General features: G+C 32.8%; 17 protein-coding genes and 1 tRNA gene. 12 read left to right on the plus strand and 6 right to left on the minus strand.

Annotated elements, in window-relative coordinates:
- The 12 genes from AC3VJB_RS14690 (at position 1) to AC3VJB_RS14745 (ending at position 14,381) form a co-directional block, all read left to right on the plus strand.
- Positions 1-2,013 carry a PASTA domain-containing penicillin-binding protein gene (locus tag AC3VJB_RS14690; protein ID WP_497650855.1) on the plus strand — a complete coding sequence of 671 codons (2,013 nt, stop codon included), beginning with the start codon at positions 1-3 and terminating at the stop codon, positions 2,011-2,013.
- A complete protein-coding gene (locus AC3VJB_RS14695; RefSeq protein WP_497650854.1) occupies positions 2,014-3,480 on the plus strand; it encodes a UDP-N-acetylmuramoyl-L-alanyl-D-glutamate--2,6-diaminopimelate ligase in 1,467 nt (488 codons plus the stop codon).
- Positions 3,481-3,483: 3 nt separating this feature from the next.
- Positions 3,484-4,713 carry a phospho-N-acetylmuramoyl-pentapeptide-transferase gene (gene mraY, locus AC3VJB_RS14700; RefSeq protein ID WP_167712388.1) on the plus strand — a complete coding sequence of 410 codons (1,230 nt, stop codon included), beginning with the start codon at positions 3,484-3,486 and terminating at the stop codon, positions 4,711-4,713.
- Entirely contained in the window at positions 4,714-6,048 is a 1,335-nt protein-coding gene (murD, locus tag AC3VJB_RS14705) for a UDP-N-acetylmuramoyl-L-alanine--D-glutamate ligase (RefSeq protein WP_159615081.1), read from the plus strand.
- Between the two features lie 16 nt (positions 6,049-6,064).
- Positions 6,065-7,255 carry an FtsW/RodA/SpoVE family cell cycle protein gene (locus AC3VJB_RS14710; protein ID WP_073184272.1) on the plus strand — a complete coding sequence of 397 codons (1,191 nt, stop codon included), beginning with the start codon at positions 6,065-6,067 and terminating at the stop codon, positions 7,253-7,255.
- 69 nt (positions 7,256-7,324) lie between these two features.
- Positions 7,325-8,416, plus strand: a complete 1,092-nt coding sequence (gene murG / locus AC3VJB_RS14715) for an undecaprenyldiphospho-muramoylpentapeptide beta-N-acetylglucosaminyltransferase (RefSeq protein ID WP_159615080.1) — start codon at positions 7,325-7,327, stop codon at positions 8,414-8,416.
- Positions 8,416-9,762, plus strand: a complete 1,347-nt coding sequence (gene murC / locus AC3VJB_RS14720; RefSeq protein WP_173360812.1) for a UDP-N-acetylmuramate--L-alanine ligase — start codon at positions 8,416-8,418, stop codon at positions 9,760-9,762. The genes murG and murC overlap by 1 nt, the downstream gene beginning before the upstream one ends.
- A gap of 1 nt (position 9,763) precedes the next feature.
- Complete coding sequence (locus tag AC3VJB_RS14725; protein WP_047790371.1) at positions 9,764-10,504, plus strand: cell division protein FtsQ/DivIB; 741 nt, start codon at positions 9,764-9,766, stop codon at positions 10,502-10,504.
- On the plus strand, positions 10,491-11,831 hold the full coding sequence (ftsA, locus tag AC3VJB_RS14730; protein ID WP_047790372.1) for a cell division protein FtsA: 1,341 nt from the start codon (positions 10,491-10,493) through the stop codon (positions 11,829-11,831). The genes AC3VJB_RS14725 and ftsA overlap by 14 nt, the downstream gene beginning before the upstream one ends.
- An 84-nt stretch (positions 11,832-11,915) precedes the next feature.
- The gene (gene ftsZ / locus AC3VJB_RS14735) at positions 11,916-13,778 is read left to right on the plus strand and encodes a cell division protein FtsZ (protein ID WP_497667295.1); all 1,863 of its coding nucleotides are present in this window, start codon (positions 11,916-11,918) and stop codon (positions 13,776-13,778) included.
- A 69-nt stretch (positions 13,779-13,847) separates the two neighbouring features.
- Positions 13,848-14,294, plus strand: a complete 447-nt coding sequence (locus tag AC3VJB_RS14740; RefSeq protein WP_073184279.1) for a GatB/YqeY domain-containing protein — start codon at positions 13,848-13,850, stop codon at positions 14,292-14,294.
- 13 nt (positions 14,295-14,307) lie between these two features.
- Positions 14,308-14,381 (plus strand) — tRNA-Arg (locus tag AC3VJB_RS14745).
- A gap of 94 nt (positions 14,382-14,475) precedes the next feature.
- On the opposite strand, the gene AC3VJB_RS14750 is transcribed toward AC3VJB_RS14745, so the two are convergent.
- The 6 genes from AC3VJB_RS14750 to AC3VJB_RS14775 form a co-directional block, all read right to left on the minus strand.
- Positions 14,476-15,960, minus strand: a complete 1,485-nt coding sequence (locus tag AC3VJB_RS14750; RefSeq protein ID WP_053056755.1) for a SusD/RagB family nutrient-binding outer membrane lipoprotein — start codon at positions 15,958-15,960, stop codon at positions 14,476-14,478.
- Between the two features lie 5 nt (positions 15,961-15,965).
- The gene (locus AC3VJB_RS14755; RefSeq protein ID WP_497667296.1) at positions 15,966-19,160 is read right to left on the minus strand and encodes a SusC/RagA family TonB-linked outer membrane protein; all 3,195 of its coding nucleotides are present in this window, start codon (positions 19,158-19,160) and stop codon (positions 15,966-15,968) included.
- 445 nt (positions 19,161-19,605) lie between these two features.
- On the minus strand, positions 19,606-20,718 hold the full coding sequence (locus AC3VJB_RS14760) for a DUF4932 domain-containing protein (protein ID WP_437823777.1): 1,113 nt from the start codon (positions 20,716-20,718) through the stop codon (positions 19,606-19,608).
- A 280-nt stretch (positions 20,719-20,998) separates the two neighbouring features.
- Positions 20,999-22,996: a cadherin domain-containing protein gene (locus AC3VJB_RS14765; protein ID WP_073184287.1), complete on the minus strand. Its 1,998-nt coding sequence runs from the start codon at positions 22,994-22,996 to the stop codon at positions 20,999-21,001.
- Positions 22,997-23,170: 174 nt separating this feature from the next.
- Positions 23,171-23,626: a hypothetical protein gene (locus AC3VJB_RS14770; protein ID WP_047790376.1), complete on the minus strand. Its 456-nt coding sequence runs from the start codon at positions 23,624-23,626 to the stop codon at positions 23,171-23,173.
- Between the two features lies 1 nt (position 23,627).
- Positions 23,628-24,635 (minus strand): hypothetical protein, encoded by a 1,008-nt coding sequence (locus tag AC3VJB_RS14775; RefSeq protein WP_394420258.1) that lies wholly within the window; start codon positions 24,633-24,635, stop codon positions 23,628-23,630.
- Position 24,636 lies beyond the last annotated feature (1 nt).

Here is a 24,636-nt window from a genome sequence, read left to right on the forward strand (position 1 = left end):
ATGGTAGTAAAAAAAGGCATATTAAACAAACTCTACGTGATTGTTGTTTTAATGACGCTTTTCTTTGTAGTTATCATTTTTAGGCTTTTTAAACTTCAATATGTAGAAGGAGATAAGTATAGGAATCTTTCTGAAGAAGAAACAGTTAAAAACGATACTATTTTTGCAAATAGGGGAAATGTGTATGCGGCAGATGGAAATTTGTTAGCAACCTCTATGTCAAAATTTACCATTCGAATGGATGTGGTGGCGGTAGATTCTGAGATTTTTGAAAAAAATATCCGAGCACTTTCTGAGTCGCTTTCTGGATTGTTAGGGAAATCAGCTAGTTACTATCAAAAGAAGTTGCGTAATGCAAAAAAACGTAGAAACCGATATTTGTTAATAGCCCGTAATGTAGGATATAATGATTATGTGAAAATGAAAAGCTTTCCCATTTTTAATAGAGGGGTGTATCGAGGAGGCTTTATCGCGGAACAAAAAACAGTGAGAGTTCACCCAATAGGAAAAATAGCTGAACGTACAATTGGTTACGATGATTACAGAGGTGGGGCAGGAATTGAAGGTGCTTTTGCGGATTATATGCAAGGTGAAAACGGTTGGCGTTTAAAACAAAAGATAGCTAAAGGGCAATGGAAGCCTATTAATGATGTAAATGAGAAGGAGCCTGTAGATGGAAGTGATGTAATTACTACAATAGATGTAAATGTTCAAGATATAACGCATCATGCTCTGTTAAGACAGATGGAGTATTTTGAAGCAGATCATGGTTGTGCTGTAGTGATGGAAGTTGAAACAGGAGAGATTAAAGCGATTTCTAATTTAGGGAGGACTTCTAAAGGTAGGTATTACGAAAAAAGAAACTATGCTGTTTGGGAGAGTCACGAGCCTGGGTCAACTTTTAAGTTAGCTAGCTTAATGGTGGCTTTAGAAGATAAAGTTGTAGATACTTCAACTGTGGTAGATTGTGAAAAAGGAAGAATTTATATTAATAATCGTAAAGTAGAAGATAGTAAAAGAGGAGGGTACGGAAAAATATCATTAGGAAGGGTATTTGAGGTTTCTTCAAATGTTGGAATTGTGAAAACAATACAAAAGTACTACGATAAAAATCCTAAAAAATTCACGGATAGAATTAAGTCTTTTGGGTTGGATCAATTAACAGGTGTTAAAATCAAAGGAGAAGGAAAGCCTTATATACCAGAACCAACAGAGAAAAGTTGGAGCCCTATTTCATTAGAGTGGATGGCTTGGGGTTATGGGGTTTCTCTTACACCGTTACAAACACTAGCGTTTTACAATGCAGTCGCAAATGACGGAAAGTTGGTAAAGCCATATTTTGTAAAAGAGCTAAGAGTAGGAGGTAAAGTTGAAGAAAGCTTTGGAACAGAAGTAGTAAAAGAAAAAATAGCATCACAAGAAACCTTAGACAAGGTACGAAAAGTGATGGAAAATACTATAAAATACGGAACAGGTAAAGGAATTTATTCACCAAACTTTTCTATGGCAGGAAAAACAGGAACGGCAAAAAAATACATTCCTAGAACTAAAAATGCTAAGGGAGAATATGAAGGAGGATATTATTCAAATCAAAAGTATGTGGCTTCTTTTGCAGGTTTCTTTCCCGCAGATGAACCAAAATACTCTTGCATTGTAGTAGTTCATAGTCCTAAAAAAGAAAAAGGATATTACGGGGCTACGGTTGCTGCTCCTATATTTAAAGAAATAGCTCAAAAAATTTATACGTCAACAGCAATTAATAATCAGCTTGTTTCTGATGATATTTCAGAAGAGGTTCTTGAAAGGGAGTATCAAGAATACTATCAAAAACTAAGGAAGTATAAAACAATTATGCCTAAAGTTTTAGGTATGAGTGGAATGGATGCAATTGCATTATTAGAGAATATGGGGTTAAAAGTTAAATTTTCAGGAGTAGGAAAAGTAACAGAACAGTCCGTAGGTAGGGGGCAAAAAGTCTCAAAAGGTGCAACGATATATTTAAAATTATCATAGTTGAAGAAATTAAAAGACATATTATATAAGGTAGCGGTAAAAGAAGTTTACGGGAACACTGATATTGATATAAGCAATATTCAGTTTGATAGTAGACAAGTGCAGGAAGAAGATGTTTTTGTAGCTCAAAAAGGAGTGACAGTAGATGGGCATCAGTTTATAGCGAAAGCAGTATCGTTAGGTGCTAAGACTGTTATCTGTGAGTCTTTACCAGAAAATAAAAATGAAGAGGTTACTTATGTTAAAGTAGAAGATTCTAATGCGGCATTAGCAATAATAGCAACAAATTATTATAACAACCCGTCAAAAAGCTTGCAGTTAGTAGGAGTAACAGGAACAAATGGTAAAACTACAATTGCAAGCTTATTGTACCAACTGTTTAAAAAAGCAGGATATAAAGTAGGGTTGTTATCAACTGTGCGAGTAATGGTTGATGAAGAAGAATATAAAGCAACACATACAACACCAAACTCACTAGCGATAAATAATTATTTATCAAAAATGGTAGAAGCTGGAGTTGATTATTGTTTTATGGAGGTAAGTTCTCATGGAATACATCAAAAACGTACTGAAGGCTTAGAGTTTGCAGGAGGAGTGTTTACAAACTTATCGCATGATCATTTAGACTACCATGAAACATTTGCAGAGTATCGGGATGTTAAAAAATCGTTTTTTGATTCGTTACCAAAAACAGCATTTGCTTTGGTGAATTTAGATGATAAAAACGGACAAATAATGTTGCAAAACACAAAGGCGAATAAACAAACTTATGCGCTTAAAACAATCGGAGATTTTAAAGCAAAAGTGTTAGAAAAACGTCTTTCAGGAACTTTGTTAACAATCAATGGAGTAGAAGTTTGGACGAAGTTAATAGGAGAATTTAATGCGTACAACTTGTTAGCTATTTATGGAGTAGCAGAGTTGTTGGGACTAGAGAAAATAGAAATTTTACGTATTGTAAGTGAGTTAGAAAGCGTGAGTGGAAGGTTTCAATACACAGTTTCTGACGAGGGAGTTACAGCAATAGTAGATTATGCACATACACCAGATGCACTAAAAAATGTATTACAAACTATTAACGACATCCGAACAGGAAATGAAACTGTGATTACAGTTGTAGGTTGTGGTGGAGATAGAGATACAACAAAGCGTCCTAAAATGGCATTAATTGCTTCTCAGTTGAGTGATCAAGCTATTTTTACTTCAGATAATCCTAGGACAGAAGACCCTCAATCGATAATTGATGAAATGGAAACTGGAGTTGCGGCAGAAAACTATAAAAAAACACTATCAATTGTAGACCGAAGACAGGCTATAAAAACAGCTTGTAAACTAGCAACTTCAGGAGATATTGTACTTATTGCAGGAAAAGGACATGAAACTTACCAAGAAATAAATGGTGTTAGGCATCATTTTGATGATTTAGAAGAAGTAACCAACTATTTTAATCAACTAAAAAAACACTAACGAATGCTGTATTATTTATTTCAATATTTAGAAAGTGAATTTAGCTTAACAGGAGCAAGTGTGTTTCAATTCATCACATTTCGATCTGCAATGGCATTCATATTATCTCTGTTGATTTCAACCATTTTTGGTAAAAAAATCATTAACTACTTAAGAAGGCAGCAAGTAGGTGAAACAGTAAGAGATTTAGGTTTAGATGGTCAAGTACAAAAAGCAGGAACACCAACTATGGGAGGTGTAATTATAATCCTTGCAACATTAATTCCTGTGTTATTTTTAGCAAAGCTAGAAAATATATATATCGTTATTTTATTGATTACGACTGTTTGGATGGGGCTTATTGGTTTTGCCGATGATTACATCAAAGTATTTAAAAAAGATAAGGCTGGTTTAAAAGGAAAGTTCAAAGTTTTAGGACAAGTAGGATTAGGTATAATCGTAGGTTCTATGCTGTATTTTCACCAAGATGTAACCATCAAAGAACAACTGCCAACTTCAGAACAAGTTGTGCAAGTAGATGATGGTAAAAAGAAGGTGTTTGGTGAGGCTCATAAATCGACAAAAACAACAGTTCCTTTTTTAAAGAATAACGAGTTAGATTATGCAAAAGCATTAAGCTTCTTAGGAGATGGATATGAAAAATTTGGATGGATAATCTTCATTTTTGTTACCGTTTTTATCGTTACAGGAGTTTCAAACGGTGCGAATTTAACAGATGGTATTGATGGATTAGCGGCAGGTTCATCAGCAATTATGGTAATAACGCTGGCAATTTTTGCATGGGTATCTGGTAACATCATTTTTGCAGACTATTTAGATGTAATGTACATTCCGAAGTCTGGAGAAATGACTGTTTTCATTTTAGCGTTTGCAGGAGCTTTAATCGGTTTTCTATGGTATAATACCTATCCGGCACAAGTGTTTATGGGAGATACAGGAAGTTTAACTATTGGAGGTATCATAGCTGTAATAGCTATTGCCATAAGGAAAGAGTTGTTACTGCCAGTTTTGGCTGGAATATTTGTAGTCGAGAATTTATCGGTAATACTACAAGTTTCATGGTTTAAGTACACAAAGAAGAAGTTTGGAGAAGGAAGACGAATTTTTAAAATGTCTCCTCTACACCATCATTATCAAAAACTAAATTATCATGAAAGTAAAATTGTAGTACGATTTTGGATTGTAGGAATTTTATTAGCGGTATTTACTATAGTAACATTGAAGTTAAGATAAATGAAAAGATTAGTTGTGCTTGGTGGAGGAGAAAGTGGTGTAGGAACAGCACTTTTAGGGAAGCAAAAAGGATATGAGGTTTTTGTTTCAGATAAAGGAGGTATAGCAGAGCGGTATAAAAAAGTTCTTTTACATAACTCAATCGATTTTGAAGAAAATCAGCATACAGAAGATAAAATTTTAAATGCTGATGTGGTAATGAAAAGCCCTGGAATTCCAGAGAAAGTTACACTTGTGCAAAAGTTGGTTTCAAAAGGAGTTAAAGTGATTTCAGAAATAGAATTCGCTGCTCAGTTTACAGAAGCAACTATTGTGGGGATTACAGGCTCAAACGGAAAAACAACCACAACCATGCTGGTACATTATGTGTTAAAAAAAGCAGGTTTAAATGTGGGAGTTGGAGGGAATATAGGTGATAGTTTCGCTGAACAAGTGGTTGAAGATAAGTATGACGAATATGTATTGGAATTAAGCAGTTTTCAGTTAGATGGAATTGAAAATTTTAAACCACATATTGCAATAATCACCAATATAACACCAGATCATTTAGATCGATATGAATATGAATTTGATAACTATATAAACTCAAAATTCAGAATTACAAAAAATCAAACGAAAGATGATTTTTTAATATATGATGCCGATGACGAAGCAATTCAAAATTGGTTAAAAAATAACAAAACAGAAGCAACGCTAGTGCCATTTTCAATGGAAAAAGAATTAGAGTACGGGGCTTTTTTAAGACAAGACACGATAATAATGAAATTTAATACAGAAGAAAAATTAATGAAGGTTTCTGAGCTAACATTACAAGGAAAGCATAACACTAAAAATGCAATGGCTACATCAATGGCAGCAAGGTTATTGAAAGTAAGAAAAGAAACAATTGCAGAAAGTTTGTCTGATTTTGAAGGAGTAGAACATCGTTTAGAAAAAGTGCAAAAAGTAAATGGAATTGAATTCATTAACGATAGTAAAGCTACAAATGTAAATGCGGTCTTTTATGCGTTGGAGTGTATGGACAATCCAACAGTTTGGATTGTAGGAGGGGTTGATAAAGGAAATGATTATACAGATTTACTACCTTTAGTAAGAGAAAAAGTAAAAGCAATAGTTTGTTTAGGGTTAGATAACCAAAAAATCATAGACACTTTTGCGAATGTAGTAGATGTTATGGTAGAAACTGCTGGAGCAGAAGAAGCAGTAAAAGTAGCTTATAAAATAGCGCAAAAAGGAGATACAGTATTGTTGTCACCAGCATGTGCAAGTTTTGATTTATTTGATAGCTATGAAGATAGAGGAAGAAAATTTAAAGAAGCTGTAAGAAATATATAAAGTACACTAAAGATTGATGAAAAACATCTTTCGACATATTAAAGGAGACCGAGCCATTTGGGCTATAGTTGCGATGTTGGCAATATTTTCATTTATGCCAATATACAGTGCAAGTACCAATTTGGTATACGTAGTTGGTAATGGATCTACCTTAGGGCATTTAGTAAAACATATTGTATTATTAATTACAGGTTTTGCAGTCATTTATGGAGTACATAAAATACCATATAGATATTTTAGTGGAGGTTCAGTATTAATGCTTCCTGTAGTTGTTTTACTGCTAGTTTTTACCTTAGCACAAGGAACTACCATTGGAGGAGCAAATGCAAGTAGATGGATTCGTATTCCGTTTGTAGGTATTGGATTTCAAACCTCTACATTGGCAGGTTTGGTATTGATGGTATATGTTGCTCGATACTTGGCAAAAAATAAAGAAAAAGTAATTTCTTTTAAGGAAAGTTTGTTGCAGTTATGGCTTCCAGTAGGTTTAGTATTGGTGTTAATATTGCCAGCAAACTTCTCAACGACAGCCATGGTGTTTTTTATGATTTTAATGGTCTCGTTTATTGGAGGATATCCACTAAAATATATAGGGTATATATTAGGAATAGGACTTTTTGCTTTTCTGTTTTTTATCTTAGTAGCTAAAGCATTTCCAGATGCAATGCCCAATCGTGTAAACACATGGAAAAGTAGAATTGAAAGCTTTTCTCAGTCTGATGGTGAAGAAGATTACCAAGTAGAAAAAGCCAAAATAGCAATTGCAACAGGAGGAGTAATAGGAAAAGGGCCAGGGAAAAGCGTACAGAAAAACTTTTTACCACAATCCTCATCCGATTTTATCTATGCAATTATAGTTGAAGAATACGGTTTTGCTGGAGCGATAGTGGTAATATTTATTTATTTCTTGTTGCTTTTCAGAATCTTAATAACTGCCAAAAAGGCTACAACCATATTTGCGACTTTATTAGTTGTAGGTGTGGGAATTCCCATTGTTTTTCAAGCAATGATTAACATGGCGGTAGCAGTGAATATTTTACCAGTAACAGGACAAACACTCCCGCTAATTAGTAGTGGAGGTACCTCAATTTGGATGACATGTTTCGCATTAGGAATGATTTTAAGTGTAAGTGCTTCTAAAAACGAAACTGAAGAAACAATTTTAGATGATAACCCTTTAGATATTTTACATGAAACGCTGGACTAAAAATACAGATGTATGGGTAGGAACTATTATGAGCGTTACATACAACACTGTTAACATAAAAAAGACTGTATGAAACAATCGATTAATATCATAATAAGTGGTGGAGGTACAGGAGGTCATATTTATCCTGCAATAGCAATTGCTAACGAAGTAAAAGTTCGTTATCCAGAAGCTAACATTTTGTTCGTAGGAGCAAAAGATAAAATGGAAATGGAAAAAGTTCCACAAGCAGGATATGAAATCAAAGGATTGTGGATTTCAGGAATCCAAAGAAAACTAACTTTAAAGAACTTAGTGTTTCCTTTTAAACTCTTAAGTAGTTTATGGAAAGCATATAGAATTATACGAAAATTTAAACCAGATGTTGCTGTGGGTACTGGAGGCTTTGCAAGTGGACCAACGTTAATGGTTGCTAATAGAAGAGGGATACCGACCTTAATTCAAGAACAAAACTCGTACCCAGGAATAACAAATAGATTGTTAGGAAAAAAAGCGCAAAAAATTTGTGTTGCATATGATAATTTAGAGCGTTTTTTCTCTGAAGATAAAATTATAAAAACAGGAAATCCAGTTCGTCAAGATTTACTATTTATTCATACTAAAATAGAAGAAGGGAAAGAGTTTTTTGAATTAGATACTTCAAAAAAAACAATTTTAATATTAGGTGGAAGCCTTGGTGCTCGTAAAATAAATCAGTTGGTAGAAGAAAATTTAGATTTCTTCAAAAAACAAGGAGTTCAATTGATATGGCAATGTGGTAAGCTGTATTATGAAGAATACAAAAAGTATGATGAATTAGAAAATGTTCAAGTGCATCAGTTTTTGAATAGAATGGATTTAGCCTATGCAGCTGCAGATTTCATTGTGTCGAGAGCAGGAGCAAGTTCAGTATCGGAATTATGTATAGTAGGGAAGCCAACTATTTTTATTCCATCACCAAATGTGGCAGAAGACCATCAAACAAAAAATGCAAAATCTATTGCCGACAAACATGGAGCTCTAGTAGTTAAAGAGAGTGAATTAGACACTTTTCCTGTCGTATTAGAAACTTTATTAAAAGACAAAGGGAAACAAGAAAGTTTAAGTGAAAACATTAACGAGTTAGCGTTGCCAAATGCAACAAGTAATATCGTTAACGAAATAGAAAAATTAATTAGTTAGTGAATTTAAAAACGATACATAACGTTTATTTTATTGGTATTGGCGGAATAGGAATGAGTGCCTTAGCTCGCTATTTCTCTGTCAATGGAAAATTAGTTGCAGGCTACGATAAAACACCAACACCTATCACTAAAGGTTTAGAAGAAATAGAAATTGAAGTAAGTTTTGAAGATGAAGTAAATAATATTCCAATTTCATTTTTATATAAAGAAAAAACATTGGTGGTATATACACCAGCAGTTCCTAAAAATCACTTACAATTAAACTATTTTAAAGACAACGGATATACCGTCTTGAAAAGAGCAGAAGTATTGGGAGAAATTACAAAGAATACTTTTTGTTTGGCTGTAGCAGGAACGCATGGAAAAACAACAACTTCTTCAATTTTAGGACACATTATGCAACCTGAGAAAGCAACTTCGTTTTTAGGAGGTATTGCAGAAAACTATGATTCTAATTTAATTTTAGGAGAAGATAGGATCTCTGTTGTTGAAGCCGATGAATTTGACCGTTCGTTTTTAAAATTATCACCCAATATTGCTTGTGTAACCTCTATGGATGCTGATCATTTAGATATCTATGGAGAAAACGAATTCTTACAACAATCATTTAGAGATTTTGCAAGCAAAGTTTCTGATACTTTAATTGTCGCAAAAGGGTTGCCTTTAAAAGGTTTAACATATGCTGTTAATGAAGAAGCAGACTATAAAGCCTATAATGTAAAAATAGAAGAAGGTAAATATGTTTTTGATGTAAAAACACCAACATCAGAAATTAAAAATATAACATTTCATTTACCAGGAAATCATAACATGATGAATGCTTTGGCAGCATTAGCTATCGCAGATGTATATGGAGTGCCTTTAGAGAAAACTAAAAAACAATTAGGAAGTTTTAAAGGGGTACAGCGTAGGTTTTCGTATAAGATAAAAACAGAAGATGTTGTGTTGATTGATGATTATGCACACCATCCAACTGAAATAAAAGCAGTATCGCAATCTGTTAGAGAAATGTATCCCAAAGAAAAGGTATTAGCTGTATTTCAACCACACTTGTTTAGTAGAACAAGGGATTTTGCAGATGATTTTGCTAAAGCATTATCGTTGTTTGATGAAGTGTTGTTATTAGATATTTATCCAGCAAGAGAATTACCGATAAAAGGAGTTACCTCAAGTTGGTTATTAGAGAAAATTACCATTGAAGCTAAAAAACTAATCTCTAAAGAAAAATTAAGTGACGAAATTATAAAGTCAGAGTCAAAAATTATAGTAATGTTGGGAGCAGGGGATATTGGTTTATTAGTTAATAAGGTAAAAAACAAATTAGAAGAAAAATATAAAAAATAGAATGAAAAAATTAGCAACATTTTTATCTTTTTTCTTGCTGCTGATGTTTTTGATGTTTTTGTATGGTTTTACAACTAATAGAAATGGATCAAAAAAAGTAAAAAGCACGGTAGTAGAGTTTGCTGCTGGAGATAATAACTTTTTGACACACAGTATGGTTGATAAAATGTTAATACAAAATGATGAATTTGTTAAAAACCAACCAAAAAGATTGGTAGATTTACATTTTCTAGAAACTAATGTTTCGGCGAACCCGTATGTTGAAAAAATAGCTGTGTTTTTAACCATAGATGGGGTGTTAAAAACTACCATAAAACAACGAACACCGATAGCTAGAATTGTTGATAAATACAAATCTTTTTATGTTGATAAGTATGGGGTTAAAATTCCGTTATCTACAAATTTTTCAGCAAGAGTACCATTAGTTTTAGGAGTGAGGGAGCCAGAAGAAATCAAAGAATTAACAACGTTAATAAAAACCATAAATAGTAGTAGTTTTTTTGCTAAAGAAATTATTGCTATAGAAAGAGACGCCCAAAGCGAATATACATTTACAGTTCGTAGTGGTGACTATAAGATAATTTTTGGAGAGTTAATAGATGCCTCAATAAAGTTTAAAAAGCTAACAGCATTTTATAACAAAGCATTTACAGACAAAACCATTAATAATTACAAAGCTATAAATGTAAAATACCACAACCAAGTTGTGTGCACAAAACAAAATCAAGATGGAGAACAATAAAATAGCAGTTGGTTTAGATATTGGTACAACCAAGATTGTTGCCATGATTGGTCGTAAAAACGAATACGGTAAGCTTGAAGTTTTAGGTATTGGTAAAGCGAAAAGTTTAGGTGTAAAAAGAGGTGTAGTCAATAATATTACGCAAACAATTCAATCTATTCAGCAAGCAGCTGAAGAGGCAGAAAGTATTTCGGGATATAAAATAGAAAATGTTGTTGTAGGTATTGCTGGACAACATATACGTAGTTTACATCATAGCGACTATATAACTAGAGAAAAATCAGAAGAGGTAATTGACAGAACTGATATAGAAAATTTAGTGAGTCAGGTACACAAATTGGTTATGTTACCTGGTGAAGAAATTATTCATGTATTACCACAAGAATTCAAGGTAGATAGTCAGCCAGATATCAAAGAACCTATAGGGATGTATGGAGGAAGATTAGAAGCTAATTTCCATGTTGTAGTAGGTCAAGTATCTTCCATTCGAAATGTAGGAAGGTGTATTAAAAGTGCAGGTTTAACTCTCTCAGATATTACACTTGAACCACTAGCCTCAGCTTCGGCAGTGCTTAGTCAAGAAGAAAAAGAAGCTGGAGTAGCACTAATTGATATAGGTGGCGGAACTACAGATTTAGCAATATTTAAAGATGGAATTATTCGTCATACAGCAGTTATTCCCTTTGGAGGTAATGTTATTACAGAAGATATTAAAGAAGGTTGTTCAATAATTGAAAAACAGGCAGAATTATTAAAAATAAAGTTTGGTTCAGCATGGCCCGGAGAAAACAAAGAAACAGAAATTGTTTCGATTCCAGGGTTAAGAGGAAGAGAACCTAAAGAAATTACACTTAAAAATTTATCAAAAATAATTCACGCAAGAGTTCAAGAAATAATTGAACACGTATATCTAGAAATTAAGAACTACGGACACGAAACTCAAAAAGGAAAATTAATTGCAGGTATTGTATTAACAGGAGGTGGAGCTCAATTAAAACATTTACGTCAGTTGGTAGAATATATTACTGGAATGGACGTTCGTATTGGATATCCTAATGAACATTTAGCTGGAGATTCTGATGAAGTATTATCGAGTCCAGCATTTGCAACAGCTGTAGGATTGTTAATGGAAGGTTTACAAAAAGAAGCAGAAGAAAAAGTAGTTATTGAAGAAACACCAGAGGTGTTAGTAGAAGAAACTATTGAGGAAGAAAAAGAAATTATAGAAGAAGTTCAAGAAGAGAAGGAACATAAAGCGAAAAAACCTAAATCTTTTTTTGATAAGTTCACAGAACGATTCAAAGAATTTTTAGATAACGCAGAGTAATTAGTATATATAAGAATACTCCTAATTAATCCCCTAAAAAGGAGTGTAAAATTGAATAAGAATTAATAAAAAAGAAAAGTTATTATGAGCGCAGAATTTGATAACATTTCATTCGACATGCCAAAAACACAATCGAATGCCATTAAAGTAATTGGTGTTGGTGGGGGAGGAAGCAATGCTGTAAACCACATGTATAGTAAACAAATTCACGGAGTAGATTTTGTAATTTGTAATACAGATGCACAAGCATTAGAAAACAGTCCTATACCTAATAAGGTTCAATTAGGAGCACACTTAACTTCTGGTTTAGGTGCAGGTGCTAATCCAGAAATTGGAGCACAAGCAGCGGCTGAAAGTATACAGGAAATTCAACAAATGTTGAGTACACATACCAAAATGGTGTTTATCACCGCAGGTATGGGAGGAGGTACGGGTACAGGAGCAGCTCCTATTATAGCAAAAATAGCTAAAGATATGGATATTTTAACGGTAGGAATCGTTACGATGCCATTTCAATTTGAAGGACGAATGCGCTCAAAACAAGCTCAAAAAGGAATTGATGATTTACGTGATAATGTAGATTCATTAATTGTTATCAATAATAATAAACTGCGCGAAGTTTATGGTAACTTAGGTTTTAAAGCAGGTTTTTCTAAGGCAGATGAAGTATTAGCAACAGCAGCCAAGGGTATAGCAGAGGTAATTACCCATCATTATAAGCAAAACATCGATTTACACGATGCTAAAACAGTACTATCAAACAGTGGTACAGCAATTATGGGATCTGCAAAAGAAACAGGAGCAAACAGAGCTAAAAATGCTATTGTAAAAGCATTAGACTCTCCTTTGTTGAACGATAATAAAATTACAGGAGCTAAAAATGTATTACTATTAATCGTTTCGGGAGGAAATGAAGTTACGCTAGATGAAATAGGAGAAATTAATGATTATATTCAGGATGAAGCAGGTTATGACGCCAATATTATTATGGGTATTGGAGAAGATGAATCATTAGAAGACGGAATAGCTGTAACCGTTGTAGCTACGGGTTTTGCTGCTGATCAGCAAGGGAATATAACCAATACTGAGGTGAAAAAAATAGTTCATACTTTAGAAGATGAACAAAAGGCAACTTATAATTTTGGAGATCAACAAGTACAAACTTCTACACCAATTAATGAGCCTATAAAAAACAAGCCATCAAATAAAGTTATTCATGTTTTAGAGGAAGAAAAAGTTGAACCAAGAGCTGAAATTATTCCAACAACACAAGCAATAAAAAATATAGATGTTACATACGATGAAATTGAAATAGAAACAGTTTCTGAAGACGATTTCATTATTACTAATATAGCCGAACCTAAAGTAGAAGAAAGAGAAGTAAAAGAGCAATCAACACAACAAGACTTGTTGTTTGATTTACCATTAAATTCTTATGAAGAAATAAAACCAGCATCTCATCTAGTTGAAACGTCTAACGAGATTAAAAATATCGAAGTAGAAGCTGAAGAAGTAAAGTACCATAAGGTTGAAAAGCGCTATGTATTAGATGACTTCAGTGCACAACCAACAATTGGTAAAAGCTCTACTCCGATAATTAAAGACCAAGCAGAAGAGGAGTTACAATTTGAGGTAAAATCTCAAACACAAGAAAAAATTAATAATATAAACACTACAAGTGAAGAAGTTTCTCCGTTAGATTTAACAATTTCTGAATTGCAGAAAAGAGCTAAGGAAAGAAGAGAGAAAATGAAGGGTTTTAATTATAAATTTAATGATCAGGTTAGTAAAAATATAGATGAAATAGAACGTCAACCAGCATATAAAAGATTAGGAGTTGATATTGAAGCAGGATCAGATATTAGTAAATCAGATACAGCATTGAATACAGATAATAACGATTTATTACGTTCTAATAATTCGTTTTTACACGATAATGTGGATTAATAAAAGAATAACACTTATTTTTAAAATCCCGATTTATCGGGATTTTTTAATACTTTAAAACATAAAAATATGAGTTTGCAAAAGCAGGTAATGGATAAAATGAAAGAAGCTATGAAGTCTAAAGACACGGTAGCTTTAACGGCTTTAAGAGCATTAAAGTCAGCTTTTATGTTAGCAAATACCGAAGCGGGAGCAGGAGAGCTTACAGAAGCAGAAGAATTAAAAATTATTCAAAAGCAGGTAAAACAACGTAAAGATAGTGCTACTGTGTTTACAGAACAAGGACGTAATGATTTGGCTGAACCTGAATTAGCTGAAGCGGCTATTTTAGAACAATTTTTACCTGAAGCTTTAAGTGAAGAAGAAATTGGAAATATTGTAGAGAAAACTATTGCAGATGTTGGTGCTGAAGGAATGAAAGATATGGGAAAAGTAATGGGAATTGTATCGAAGCAATTAGCAGGACAAGCAGATGGGAAAACAATTTCAGCAATTGTAAAAGCTAAATTGGCATAACAATTATTTTATAGACTCAGTAGTTCAACTGGATAGAACATCAGATTTCGGCTCTGAGGGTTGGGGGTTCGAGTCCTCTCTGGGTCACTAAAAATAGAAAAGAGATTGTTATAGTAACAATCTCTTTTTGATAAAAACAATCTTTTTATGAGAACAAAGTTTAGTTTTTACCTACTATGTTTTAATACTTATCCCAAAATATTTTAGTAGTCATTAAATCTCCTCCTATTTTTGCTGAAGCAGTCTCATAATTCGTTTTGTTAAGTGTTGCTTCTAAATGAGAATAGATATTCCTAACAGGTACTTTGCCATCTGCTTCAGATACAGCATTATCAGGAGCTTTTATGTTTGGAAAGTCCAGTCTACGATATTCAGTCCAAGCTTCAAAGCCTCTATTGTAATAAGATATCCATAATTGATACGCGATTTTTTCTTTTGTGGTACCAGACGCAGTATTAAAAGAAACATCAGGTCTATTTAAGTAGTTTTGCTTATCTAAAGAACTTACATTCCAATAGTCCATGCTAGCTTCAATTCCTTGCATATAATAGGTGGCACTTGTTCCTCCAACATCAAAACCTCTATTAGCAGCATCAGCTAATAAAAATGATGTTTCAGCAAAATCAAACAAAACACCAGGCAAAGAAGGATCTCTAAATATTTCAATATTTGTATTAGATGTATTTTGATACCCACCTCCACTGGGACCTATTGCGTATGGATAACCAACATATTCTCCATTTATTTTTGAATTAGAATTAAAAAAAATATCTCTTCTAGGGTCTTTTTTTGAATTTAACTCATCTACTAAAAACTTTGTTGGAACATAATGATTTTCAGTTGTAAGAGCTAGAAAAATAGGATTCCTTTGACCAGAGACAGAATAATATTGTAATAGTGCATTTTCAGAATTATTAGATATTACTCCAGATTTAAAGGCGCTTTCAATTAAATCTTTAGCATCAGAGTTAAGTTCAGGTATATCTGCTAAATGAAGTCCTAACTTTAGCTTAATACTGTTAGCTAGTTTTTTCCATAGATTAACATTTCCTCCATAAATTAAATCTCCAGAAGAAAAACTAGATTCATTCGTGTTTAGCTGATTAATGGCTTTGTTAAGACGATCTGCTAAGCTTAAATAAATTTCTTGAGCATCATCGTATTTAGGTTTTGGATATTTTACAAAATCTAAAGCTTCAGTATATGGTACATCACCATATAAATCAACAAGTGTTTGAAAAACGGCAATCATTTGTATTTCTACAATAGCAATTTTGTTTTGCTTTTCAGCTTCTTTGTTAGGTGTTACATTTTGTGATATTATTATCTCTTTTGCGTTTTTAAAATCAGTTAAAACATCTCTATAAAGTAGATTCCAGAAACCTGTACCAATATTTCTTTTTGTTTGATTATATCTGTCTTCATCAACAAATTCGGTATTAGTCCAATACTGAACATATTTTCTGAAATTATTAGAGTTAGGGTTTGTATTTGTTAAGAAATACATGTAGCTCACTTGAGATTGCGTCATAAGAGCTTCAGGTAATACAGTTTCATACCCTTTAGTGTCAGTATTTAGGTTTTCAATATCATTACAAGAAGAAAATAATAAAGTTATTCCTAATCCTAATATTACAGTTCTTTTTATTTTATCGACTATTTTCATATCTATTAAAATTGAGCTTTTATGTTAAAACTATATTCTTTAGTAGTAGGTAATACACCTGTTTGGAAACCTTGTAGGTTACCAGAAGAAGCACCAGCTTCAGGGTCTGCATATGGTAAATTTTTATGTATTATCCATAAGTTGCTACCACTTGCTGTAAAAGAAAGGCTATTGAGAAAAGTGTTTTTTAAAAATTTCTTAGGAAGATTGTAACTAAAAGAAACTTCTCTTAATTTAACAAAAGAAGCATCATATACATACCCCTCATCTGGGGTATTTGCACCTAAATCATAATCAACAGGAACAATTTTGGTATTTCTAGTGCCATCTGAAAGCACTCCATCTAATATAACTCCTCCACTATTTTCATCGTTTGTAACAGAGTTTCTTTTAGGGTTTCCTAAGTGATTATTTCCAACACTACTTTGGTAAATACCAGTTTGTGCTCCGTATTTTTGATCTAAAGACCATACATCTCCTCCTTTTTTAACGTCTATTAAAAAACTAAAAGAAAAATCTTTGTATTTGAACTTATTGTTTATACCACCAATCCAATCAGGATTTATGTCACCTATGATTTTACTGTTTTCAATATCGTAGTAGCCGTTTTCTTTTATAACTTTTTGATTGTTAATGTATTTGAATCCTGAGCTAACCATTTGTCCAACAGGTTTACCTACTTCTGCAACTAGAGACACTCCTTGAAATCTTCCAATTTCAAAACGACTATCATTTTCATTAAGGCTAATAACTTTATTTTTGTTGGTAGACCAATTAATTTGAGATTCCCATGTGAAATTATCTGTTTTTATAGGGGTAGCATTTATGCTGACTTCAATACCCTTGTTTTCGACATTACCAGCGTTAACCCATGCAGATGTACTTCCTGTAGCTCCCGTTACACCAACAGACATTATTTGGTCTGTAGTGTTGGTTTTGTATAATGAAAGATCTAACCCCAATTTATTATTAAACATTTTTGTTTCTAAACCAATTTCATAACCTTTAGTTTTTTCGCTTCTTAAGTTTGGGTTTTTTCTGCTGTTTTCTGTGGAAAATTGTATAGCATCTCCAAAGTTTGAATATTTAATATACTGAGAGTTAAGTACAGCAAAAGGAGCATCGTTACCTGTTTCAGCATAATTAAGGCGCAGTTTTCCAAATGAAAGCCAGTTAGCTTTCAAGTGTTTGCTAAAGATATATGTAGCAGTTAGAGAAGGATAATTATAAACATTATTTTCTTTAGGTAAAGTAGAAGACTGATCAACTCTGTAGGTAGCTTCTAAAAAATAAGTATCATAAAAGCTCAAAGAAGCGTTTGTATAAATACTATTAGTACCAATTGATGATATAGACTCAGATAAAGGGTCTGGATTTTGAACAGAATTGTTTATAGCGTAGATGTTAGGTATAACTAAGCCGCCTTTTGTAATAGCGTAAGTATAATTGCTTTTTGTTCTTCTTACGTTTCCTCCTAATAATGCAGTGAAACTTATATTGTTGGTAATTTTTCCTTGAGCATTAAAAATTAAATCTAAGTTGAACTCCCTAAAGTTTTTATCAAATCTAGAGTATTGCCCTTTAAGCTCAGGTTGTCTTTTAGAGCCAACAGCTATTGTTTCTTCTTGAGTTTGATTATAAGAATCAATACCACCTCTTCCGGTAACACTTAACCAGTCTTTTATTTCAGTTGTTAAACTAAAATTACCGAAAAAGCGGTTTCTTCTTATACTTCCTATATTATTCTTTCTTTGAAAATAAGGATTGTCATGAAATGCAACATTTAAATCGTAAGGTCCATATACACTCCAAGTTGTGTTTAGTTGTGTTTCTTTATAAGCTGTTTTTAAATCAGCAAAGTCAACACTAGAAGAGTACCATTGTCTTACACTACTGAGGTAATTGTTACCACCAGCACCATATCCAGTTTCATTAAGACCTCTACCATGGGTTTTATTGTAGTTAGCAGATGCAGTAACAGTAGTTTTATTACTTAGCTTATAGCTTCCTGATAAGTTAAAATTATCTCTTTTGTAACTACTGTTTGGTAATATTCCTTGATTTAAATCATATTTAGAATAACTAAAACGAAAACTTCCAACTTCATTATTACCAGAAATAGAAATATTATTGTTAAAAGTAATACTTTTTGTGTAAAAGCTATTAGCATCATTTTTAGGAGCCGTCCATGGTGTTGCTTTACCGTAGGTAGAAAGTTCAGGAAAAAAAGAGTTCCACCTGTATACTAATAAATTAGGGTCGTAAGCAGGCCCCCATGAAGCATCATCTGTAGGCTCATAAGGGTGAGAACCACTGCCTAAATCGATATTTCTTGAAGGGTCTGAAAAAGAATTCCACCAACCACTACCATATTCTTTTTGATATTTAGGTAATGTTTTAAAATCTACAGCTCCAATTGTTACGCCACTATTAATTGTAATACCTAAACCCTTACTTTTTCCTCCTTTTTTAGTGGTAATTATAATAACACCGTTTGTAGCTCTTGAACCATATAAGGCAGAAGCAGCAGCTCCTTTTAATACATTCATAGTTTCAATATCATCAGGATTGATGTCAGCCACAGCATTACCAAAGTCATATCCTCCTGTGTTACCTCCGCTTTTTTGATCAGCAGTATTTGTGTTATCATTATTTAACGGGACTCCGTCAACTACCCAAAGAGCTTGGTTGTTACCAGTTAAAGATGTTGTTCCTCTTATAATTACATTGGTGGATCCTCCAATATTACCATTTCGTCTAATTTGTACTCCAGATATTTTACCAGAAATAGAATTAGCTATGTTTCCTGAATTTACCTTAGTTAGGTCGTTTCCTTTGATTTCCTGTGTAGCGTATCCTAAAGATTTTTTTTCTCTTTTTATACCTAAAGCTGTAACAACTACTTCATCTAAAACATTTTCGTTTGTAGACATAGTTACACTTATCACGTTAGAGGATCCAACTGTTTTTTCAATAGTTGTCATTCCTACAAAACTAAATATTAAGATATCATTTTCTTTAGCCTTGATAGAGTAGTTACCATCAAAGTCTGTTTCTGTACCTTTTGTGGTACCCTTAATGAGTATACTTACCCCTGGAAGCCCCCCGGATTCATCTGAAACTATCCCAGATACTGTTTTTTCTTGAGCAATTACAATTGATGTAACAAGAAAGAACAGTAGTAACAATTTTGTTTTCATATTTTTAAAAAAATTAAGTTTATTTTGTAAATAAATAAAAAACAAATTGTTATTATTGTTGTTTTGTTAATATAGTATTGTTATTAGTTATAATAGTTTAAGTTTTGTTCTTTTTAATGTTTTTTTAATTGTTTTTTACTTTAAGATGTTGTTTTTTAGAACCTATTACTGTTTTGGAGTTTTTTAATCTTGTTTTATTTAATAAATAGTATAGAGGTTACTATTTTGTATTTATTCTAATTATAGAAGTTAATAAGAATGTAGATAGGTTTATTAATTTAGTATAAGGAATCAATACTAGTTAAATGTTCTCTTAAAATATTTTCCTTAATTTCTACTGAATTTTTAATTGTATAATAATTATTATGATATAATAAATTAGTTGTAGCGTTATGGAGAGTAATAAGTATTTCTTTGTTGAATAATTTTAACTGTTTTTTAGGATTTATATTTTTTGTTTGCTTATTTCAGAAGCTGTTTTATTGAAAAAAAATATTAACTCTGTCATAAAACTCTCTAATGTTGGATATCTATCTCTATTATTATCATATCTTTCTAGTTCTTTGACTAGCTCATGAGTCCATAAAAAACCGCTATTTAATTGCTCATTCAATTCGTTTTCGATTGTTTTTTTATCATAATTATGGTCCTTCATATATTTAATAACAGTCGCTCTAACCAACGCTTCATCATACATAGTTTTCCAATTACCATATGCTTGTTTATTCATTTTATCTTTTACTTTATCAAAGATGATTGTCCCGCTTTCTTGTAATTCAGAGCGGTGCTTTTCTATAATATGATTTACAAATGAGTGATTGAATTCATGTAAAATAGTTGGAAAATAATCGTTCACTTCATATTTAGGCATACCTAAGTTATCAACACTCCACGTTCCCATTATAGCATAGATCACCTCATTTCCATCCGGATAAATTATTTTTGGACCATAGCTCGCTCCTCCATTTCCCAAGGCATTTATAATTTTAAATTCTCCTTTTGGGTCTTCTCCATAAAATTTTTGATACCATTCTAGGTCTAAATTTTGATAAACTTTTTTAAATCTATTTGATGCAGCTTTGTAGAGTTCTTTATTTTTATTAAAAAAAGTTTCACAGTCGGCATCAATATAAAATTCATTTAACAGTTTTAAAAACTGTGTAGAGCTTTCTTTACTCCATGGTCTTTCTAGTGATTTATTTGAAAAAGCCACTATCATAGCTTTTATATTTTGAGGTTCAGTTATATGTATAGCCATACTCATAACTGAACTAAAACCAATTCCTTTTTCATGTAATTCACTTTTTACATACTTAATTAAATCGTGACTTTTAAATTTCTCAAAATGATTTTGAATGCTTTCAACATACTTAGGAAAAAGATTTTGACTATATTCATGGCTGTCTGCAAGCCTAAAAACAATGCTTAATAACTCTATACGTTTATCTACTTTTGGTTCTTTTAGTATTGTTTCTTTTTGTTCGCTTACTTTTTTTTTCTCTTGAGAACAAGCACTTAAAGTGATTAAAATCAAGAATATTCCTATTATTTGTTTCATCTTTTGTTTCAATATCTAATCTTAATGAGTTATTGTTTTGCTTTTGAGGGATACTACCCTCGGCAATACTTTTTTATGAAAATGCTTAGAACTGGCCAAAACTAGACTATAATACACATAACATGCCCATCAGTATATGGGCATGTTTTCTTATTTGGTTTATATTGATAATTTTGTTCTAACAGCCCTTTTAAAAACTGGTCGCTATTTTAGATGTTTTAGAAAAACCAAGGTTGTATAACCCCGGTTTTAATGAACACAACTTTTACAAAATATATCTTTACTCCTCTATCCTACGCAGCGAGTGCCAGTTGGTTATAATAACAGAAGTAGCGGGAGCATCTGAATCACTTATAATTCCGTACGGAAAGTTTAATTGTGCAGTATTCCCACTTCCATCCGTATTTCCACGACCATTACCACCGGCAACGGTAACCAGTTCTAACCGTGAGGTTCCAAACCCGCCACCACCGCTGGTAACGACGGATGTCACTTTTCGGATAGCATGGTTGCCTCTGTCAGCAATATACAAATCCGTTATGCCAGAACCACCTATCGTTATTTGCTGGGGGCTATTTAATTTTCCTGTATTGACAGCTCCATCTTGAAACCCAAAGCTATTAGGATCACCAGCATGTAAACGTACCGTTACACCTCCATTAATAGTTCGGATTACATGGTTACCATTATCACTAACATAGAATGTTCCTCTAGTATCTACTGTAATATCTACAGGATTATTAAATCGTGCCTCGGCTATTCGGTCGCCATTTACATAACCAGCATTGCCAGGGCTGCCTGCATAAGTGGTGACGACCGCGCTTGGTGTAATTCTTCTAATGGTATGGTTGCCAGAATCGGCCACATAGATATCACTGCCCGAAAAGCACAGCCCACTTGGATTGGAAAAAGAGGCAGCCGTACCTGTGGCATCCACATTGCCAAAATTGCCAGATCCTGCAAATGTAGTTACCTCTCCTGCTGGGGTAATTTTTCTAATGACATTGTTCCCTGTGTCCGCTACATAAACCGTTCCATGGCTATCAACAATAATATCTCTGGGGGCATTGAACATAGCAGCCGAACCATTGCCGTCTGCAAAGCCTTGGGTAGAACCAGCAAAGGTTGTTACTTCTAGCGTATTTCTGTTTATTCTTCTAATCCTATGGTTCATTTCATCTGCCACATAATACAACCCTCCATGTTCTGCAATACCTCCTGGTGAATTAAAAAGGGCATTAATACCGTCCCTATCGCCAGAGCTACCACTGGTAGATCCTGAGAAAGTACTTACAGTGGCACTGCTTCCGTTTTCATCTACATCGGTTACTTTTATTGTAAATGTTTCTTCGGTAAATAAGGCTTTATCATCTGTAACTCTTACGGTAATGGTATGAGAAGTATTTGTTTCGTAATCTAATGATTTACCTGTTTTTAACGTGATTTTTCCCTGATTGTCAATTTCAAAAAGTTGATCAGGGTCTGAGGTAATACTGTAATTAATAACATCATTTTCAGGATCAACAGCAACTATTTCAGCAATAATATCATCATCATTTATATTTTCTGCCACGTCATTAACAAAGGAGCTGTCGGTAATAGCTGGAGCCTCATTTACATCTGTAATATTTATAGTGATTGTTGCTGTACTGGTATAAACTCCATCACTAACAGTTATCTTTAGTTCATGTTTGTTCTTAGATTCAAAATCAAGAGACTTTCCTGTAGCCAACTGTAGCTTTCCTTCATTTGTAGAGGTGAATGTAAAAAGACTATTGTCATCAAGAGTAAAAGTGATTGTGTCATTATTAGGGTCTGAGGCAATTACAGTTGCTAAGGTAACCCCTGTAGTCGCATCTTCTGAAACCTCAAAACTTTGATCGTTAATTTTTGGGGCTTCATTTTCAACTACATCGGTGACATTGATGGTCATAGTGGCAGAAGCTTTGTCTTTACCATCACTTACTTCAACTGTAATTTCGTGTTTGGTTTGGGTTTCATAGTCTAAACTTTTGTTAGCAGCAATGCTTAGTTCTCCAGAAACATTAACAGCAAATAAGTTGTTGTCATTTTTAGTAATTTTAAATGTTAAGTCGTCTTTATTAACATCGGTAGCAGTAATAATACCTATTTTGGTGTTAGCTGCTTTATCTTCTGCTACGGCGAAGCTTTGTGCTTTAATTACAGGAGGTGTATTTTGTGGTTCATCGTCTTTACTACAAGAAATAAGCTGAATAGCAATAAAGCTTAGTAATATCCCTTTTTTAAATAATTTCATTTTGATCTTTTTTTAATTAATAGTACAAGAGTACTTTTATATGTAGATATTTTAAAAAAACAGTTTACGAAGAGTAAATTGAGTTTGTAAATTGAAAATGTAAATTCAAGATAAACCATGAACCCCCTAAAAATCAATTGATTTTTAGGGGGCATGTTTTATGAAAGACGATTACTAATTTGCTATTCGTACAATAAATTCTTTAATTTTTTTTTGAGACATTGCTTTTACTTTTGTGTAATTTTTACTATAAAAATTACTGTATGCAAAGTTAGTCCAATCTGCATCTTGCTTATTGGCTGCCATTACCATAACAAAACTTTCTTTATCATATGAAATTAAAAAAAGACCAATATTATTATAAAAAACTGGCCTGTTCAGCTCTTTACTTTCTGCTTCTTGATATTTGTAAATTGCAGGGATACATTTTTTACAAGCAGCTACGGCTACTGTTTTTGTAGTACCTAATAAGCTATATTGAAAAAACTTAGTTTTGGTTTGCTTATTTCCAACAGTTCTTTCTCCTTCAAGTAAATGATAAAGGCCATTAATATTTTTAGTAGGTACTTCATTTTGAGTATAGACTGTAATGGGGAATATAAATACGAGAATATAGTTGAAAAATTTCATGTTATTTTACGATTACTGACCTTTCGCAGCCAGAATTAGCATTGTACAATTGTAAACCCGAACCGCCACTATTTGGATTAAATTTATAAGAATAACTGTAAGAACAATTAAATTTAGAAGAGCTATTGGCTCTTATAGTGGTTGAGTTTTTACTACCCGCTTTAAAAACATAAATATCTTTACCAGTTCGGTTTATAAAAGTTACGGTTGTTAAAGCATTTCCCTCATCCATAGCTTTCATACGAGCTTGATGCTCTTTCAATTTTTTGTATTCAGGAGTGGCTCTGATAGAATCATTGTAACGTTTTATTTCATCAGCATCCATTTTTTTTGCTTTTTTAATAGCGCCTATTTTAGCTTTGTCTTTTGCTGTTAAAGGTATTGCTTGCTTTTTTTTCATAGCAACTACATAGTCGTTAAACTTTTTATCGAGGTTTAAAGATGTAAGATATTTGTAAGTAGGTGAAGAAGGTACTGATGAGTTTCTGGCTGATTTAATTTTAGCTTTCATTCTAGAAAGGAACCCTCCCTTTTTCTTTTTAGGAGTTTTAGCTGTAGCTTTTCTGTCTTTTACAAGCACATAAACCGAAGTTACATTTTCCATACTAGGGGCACTTCCGTCGTATATTTTTCTTAATTCAAATAGTAAATCATCAATTACCATATAACCTTTTTTTGTATAACCGTGTTTTATACTCATAGGATACACATAATTGTCTAAGGTACCATAATCACTTAGTTCGGTTTCACGAAAAGCTCGTTTGTTTTCACTAATAAATCTAGCTTCAAAACCAACAGGAATGCCCGATGGAGTGCGCTCTAATTCAATTTTAACAGGCAGATAGTCTGTATTAAAATTATAAGTACCATCGCCTTTAGCTACTAAACCACCAAAACCTTGGTAGGTAGCTCCATCTCCATTGTTTTCTAGTGCTTCAAAAAGAGTTTGTTGTGCTTGTATTGTTATTGTTAACAAAGTTAATACACTTAGTAAGAATATTTTTTTCATC

The organism is Tenacibaculum sp. TB-53, from assembly GCF_059716285.2.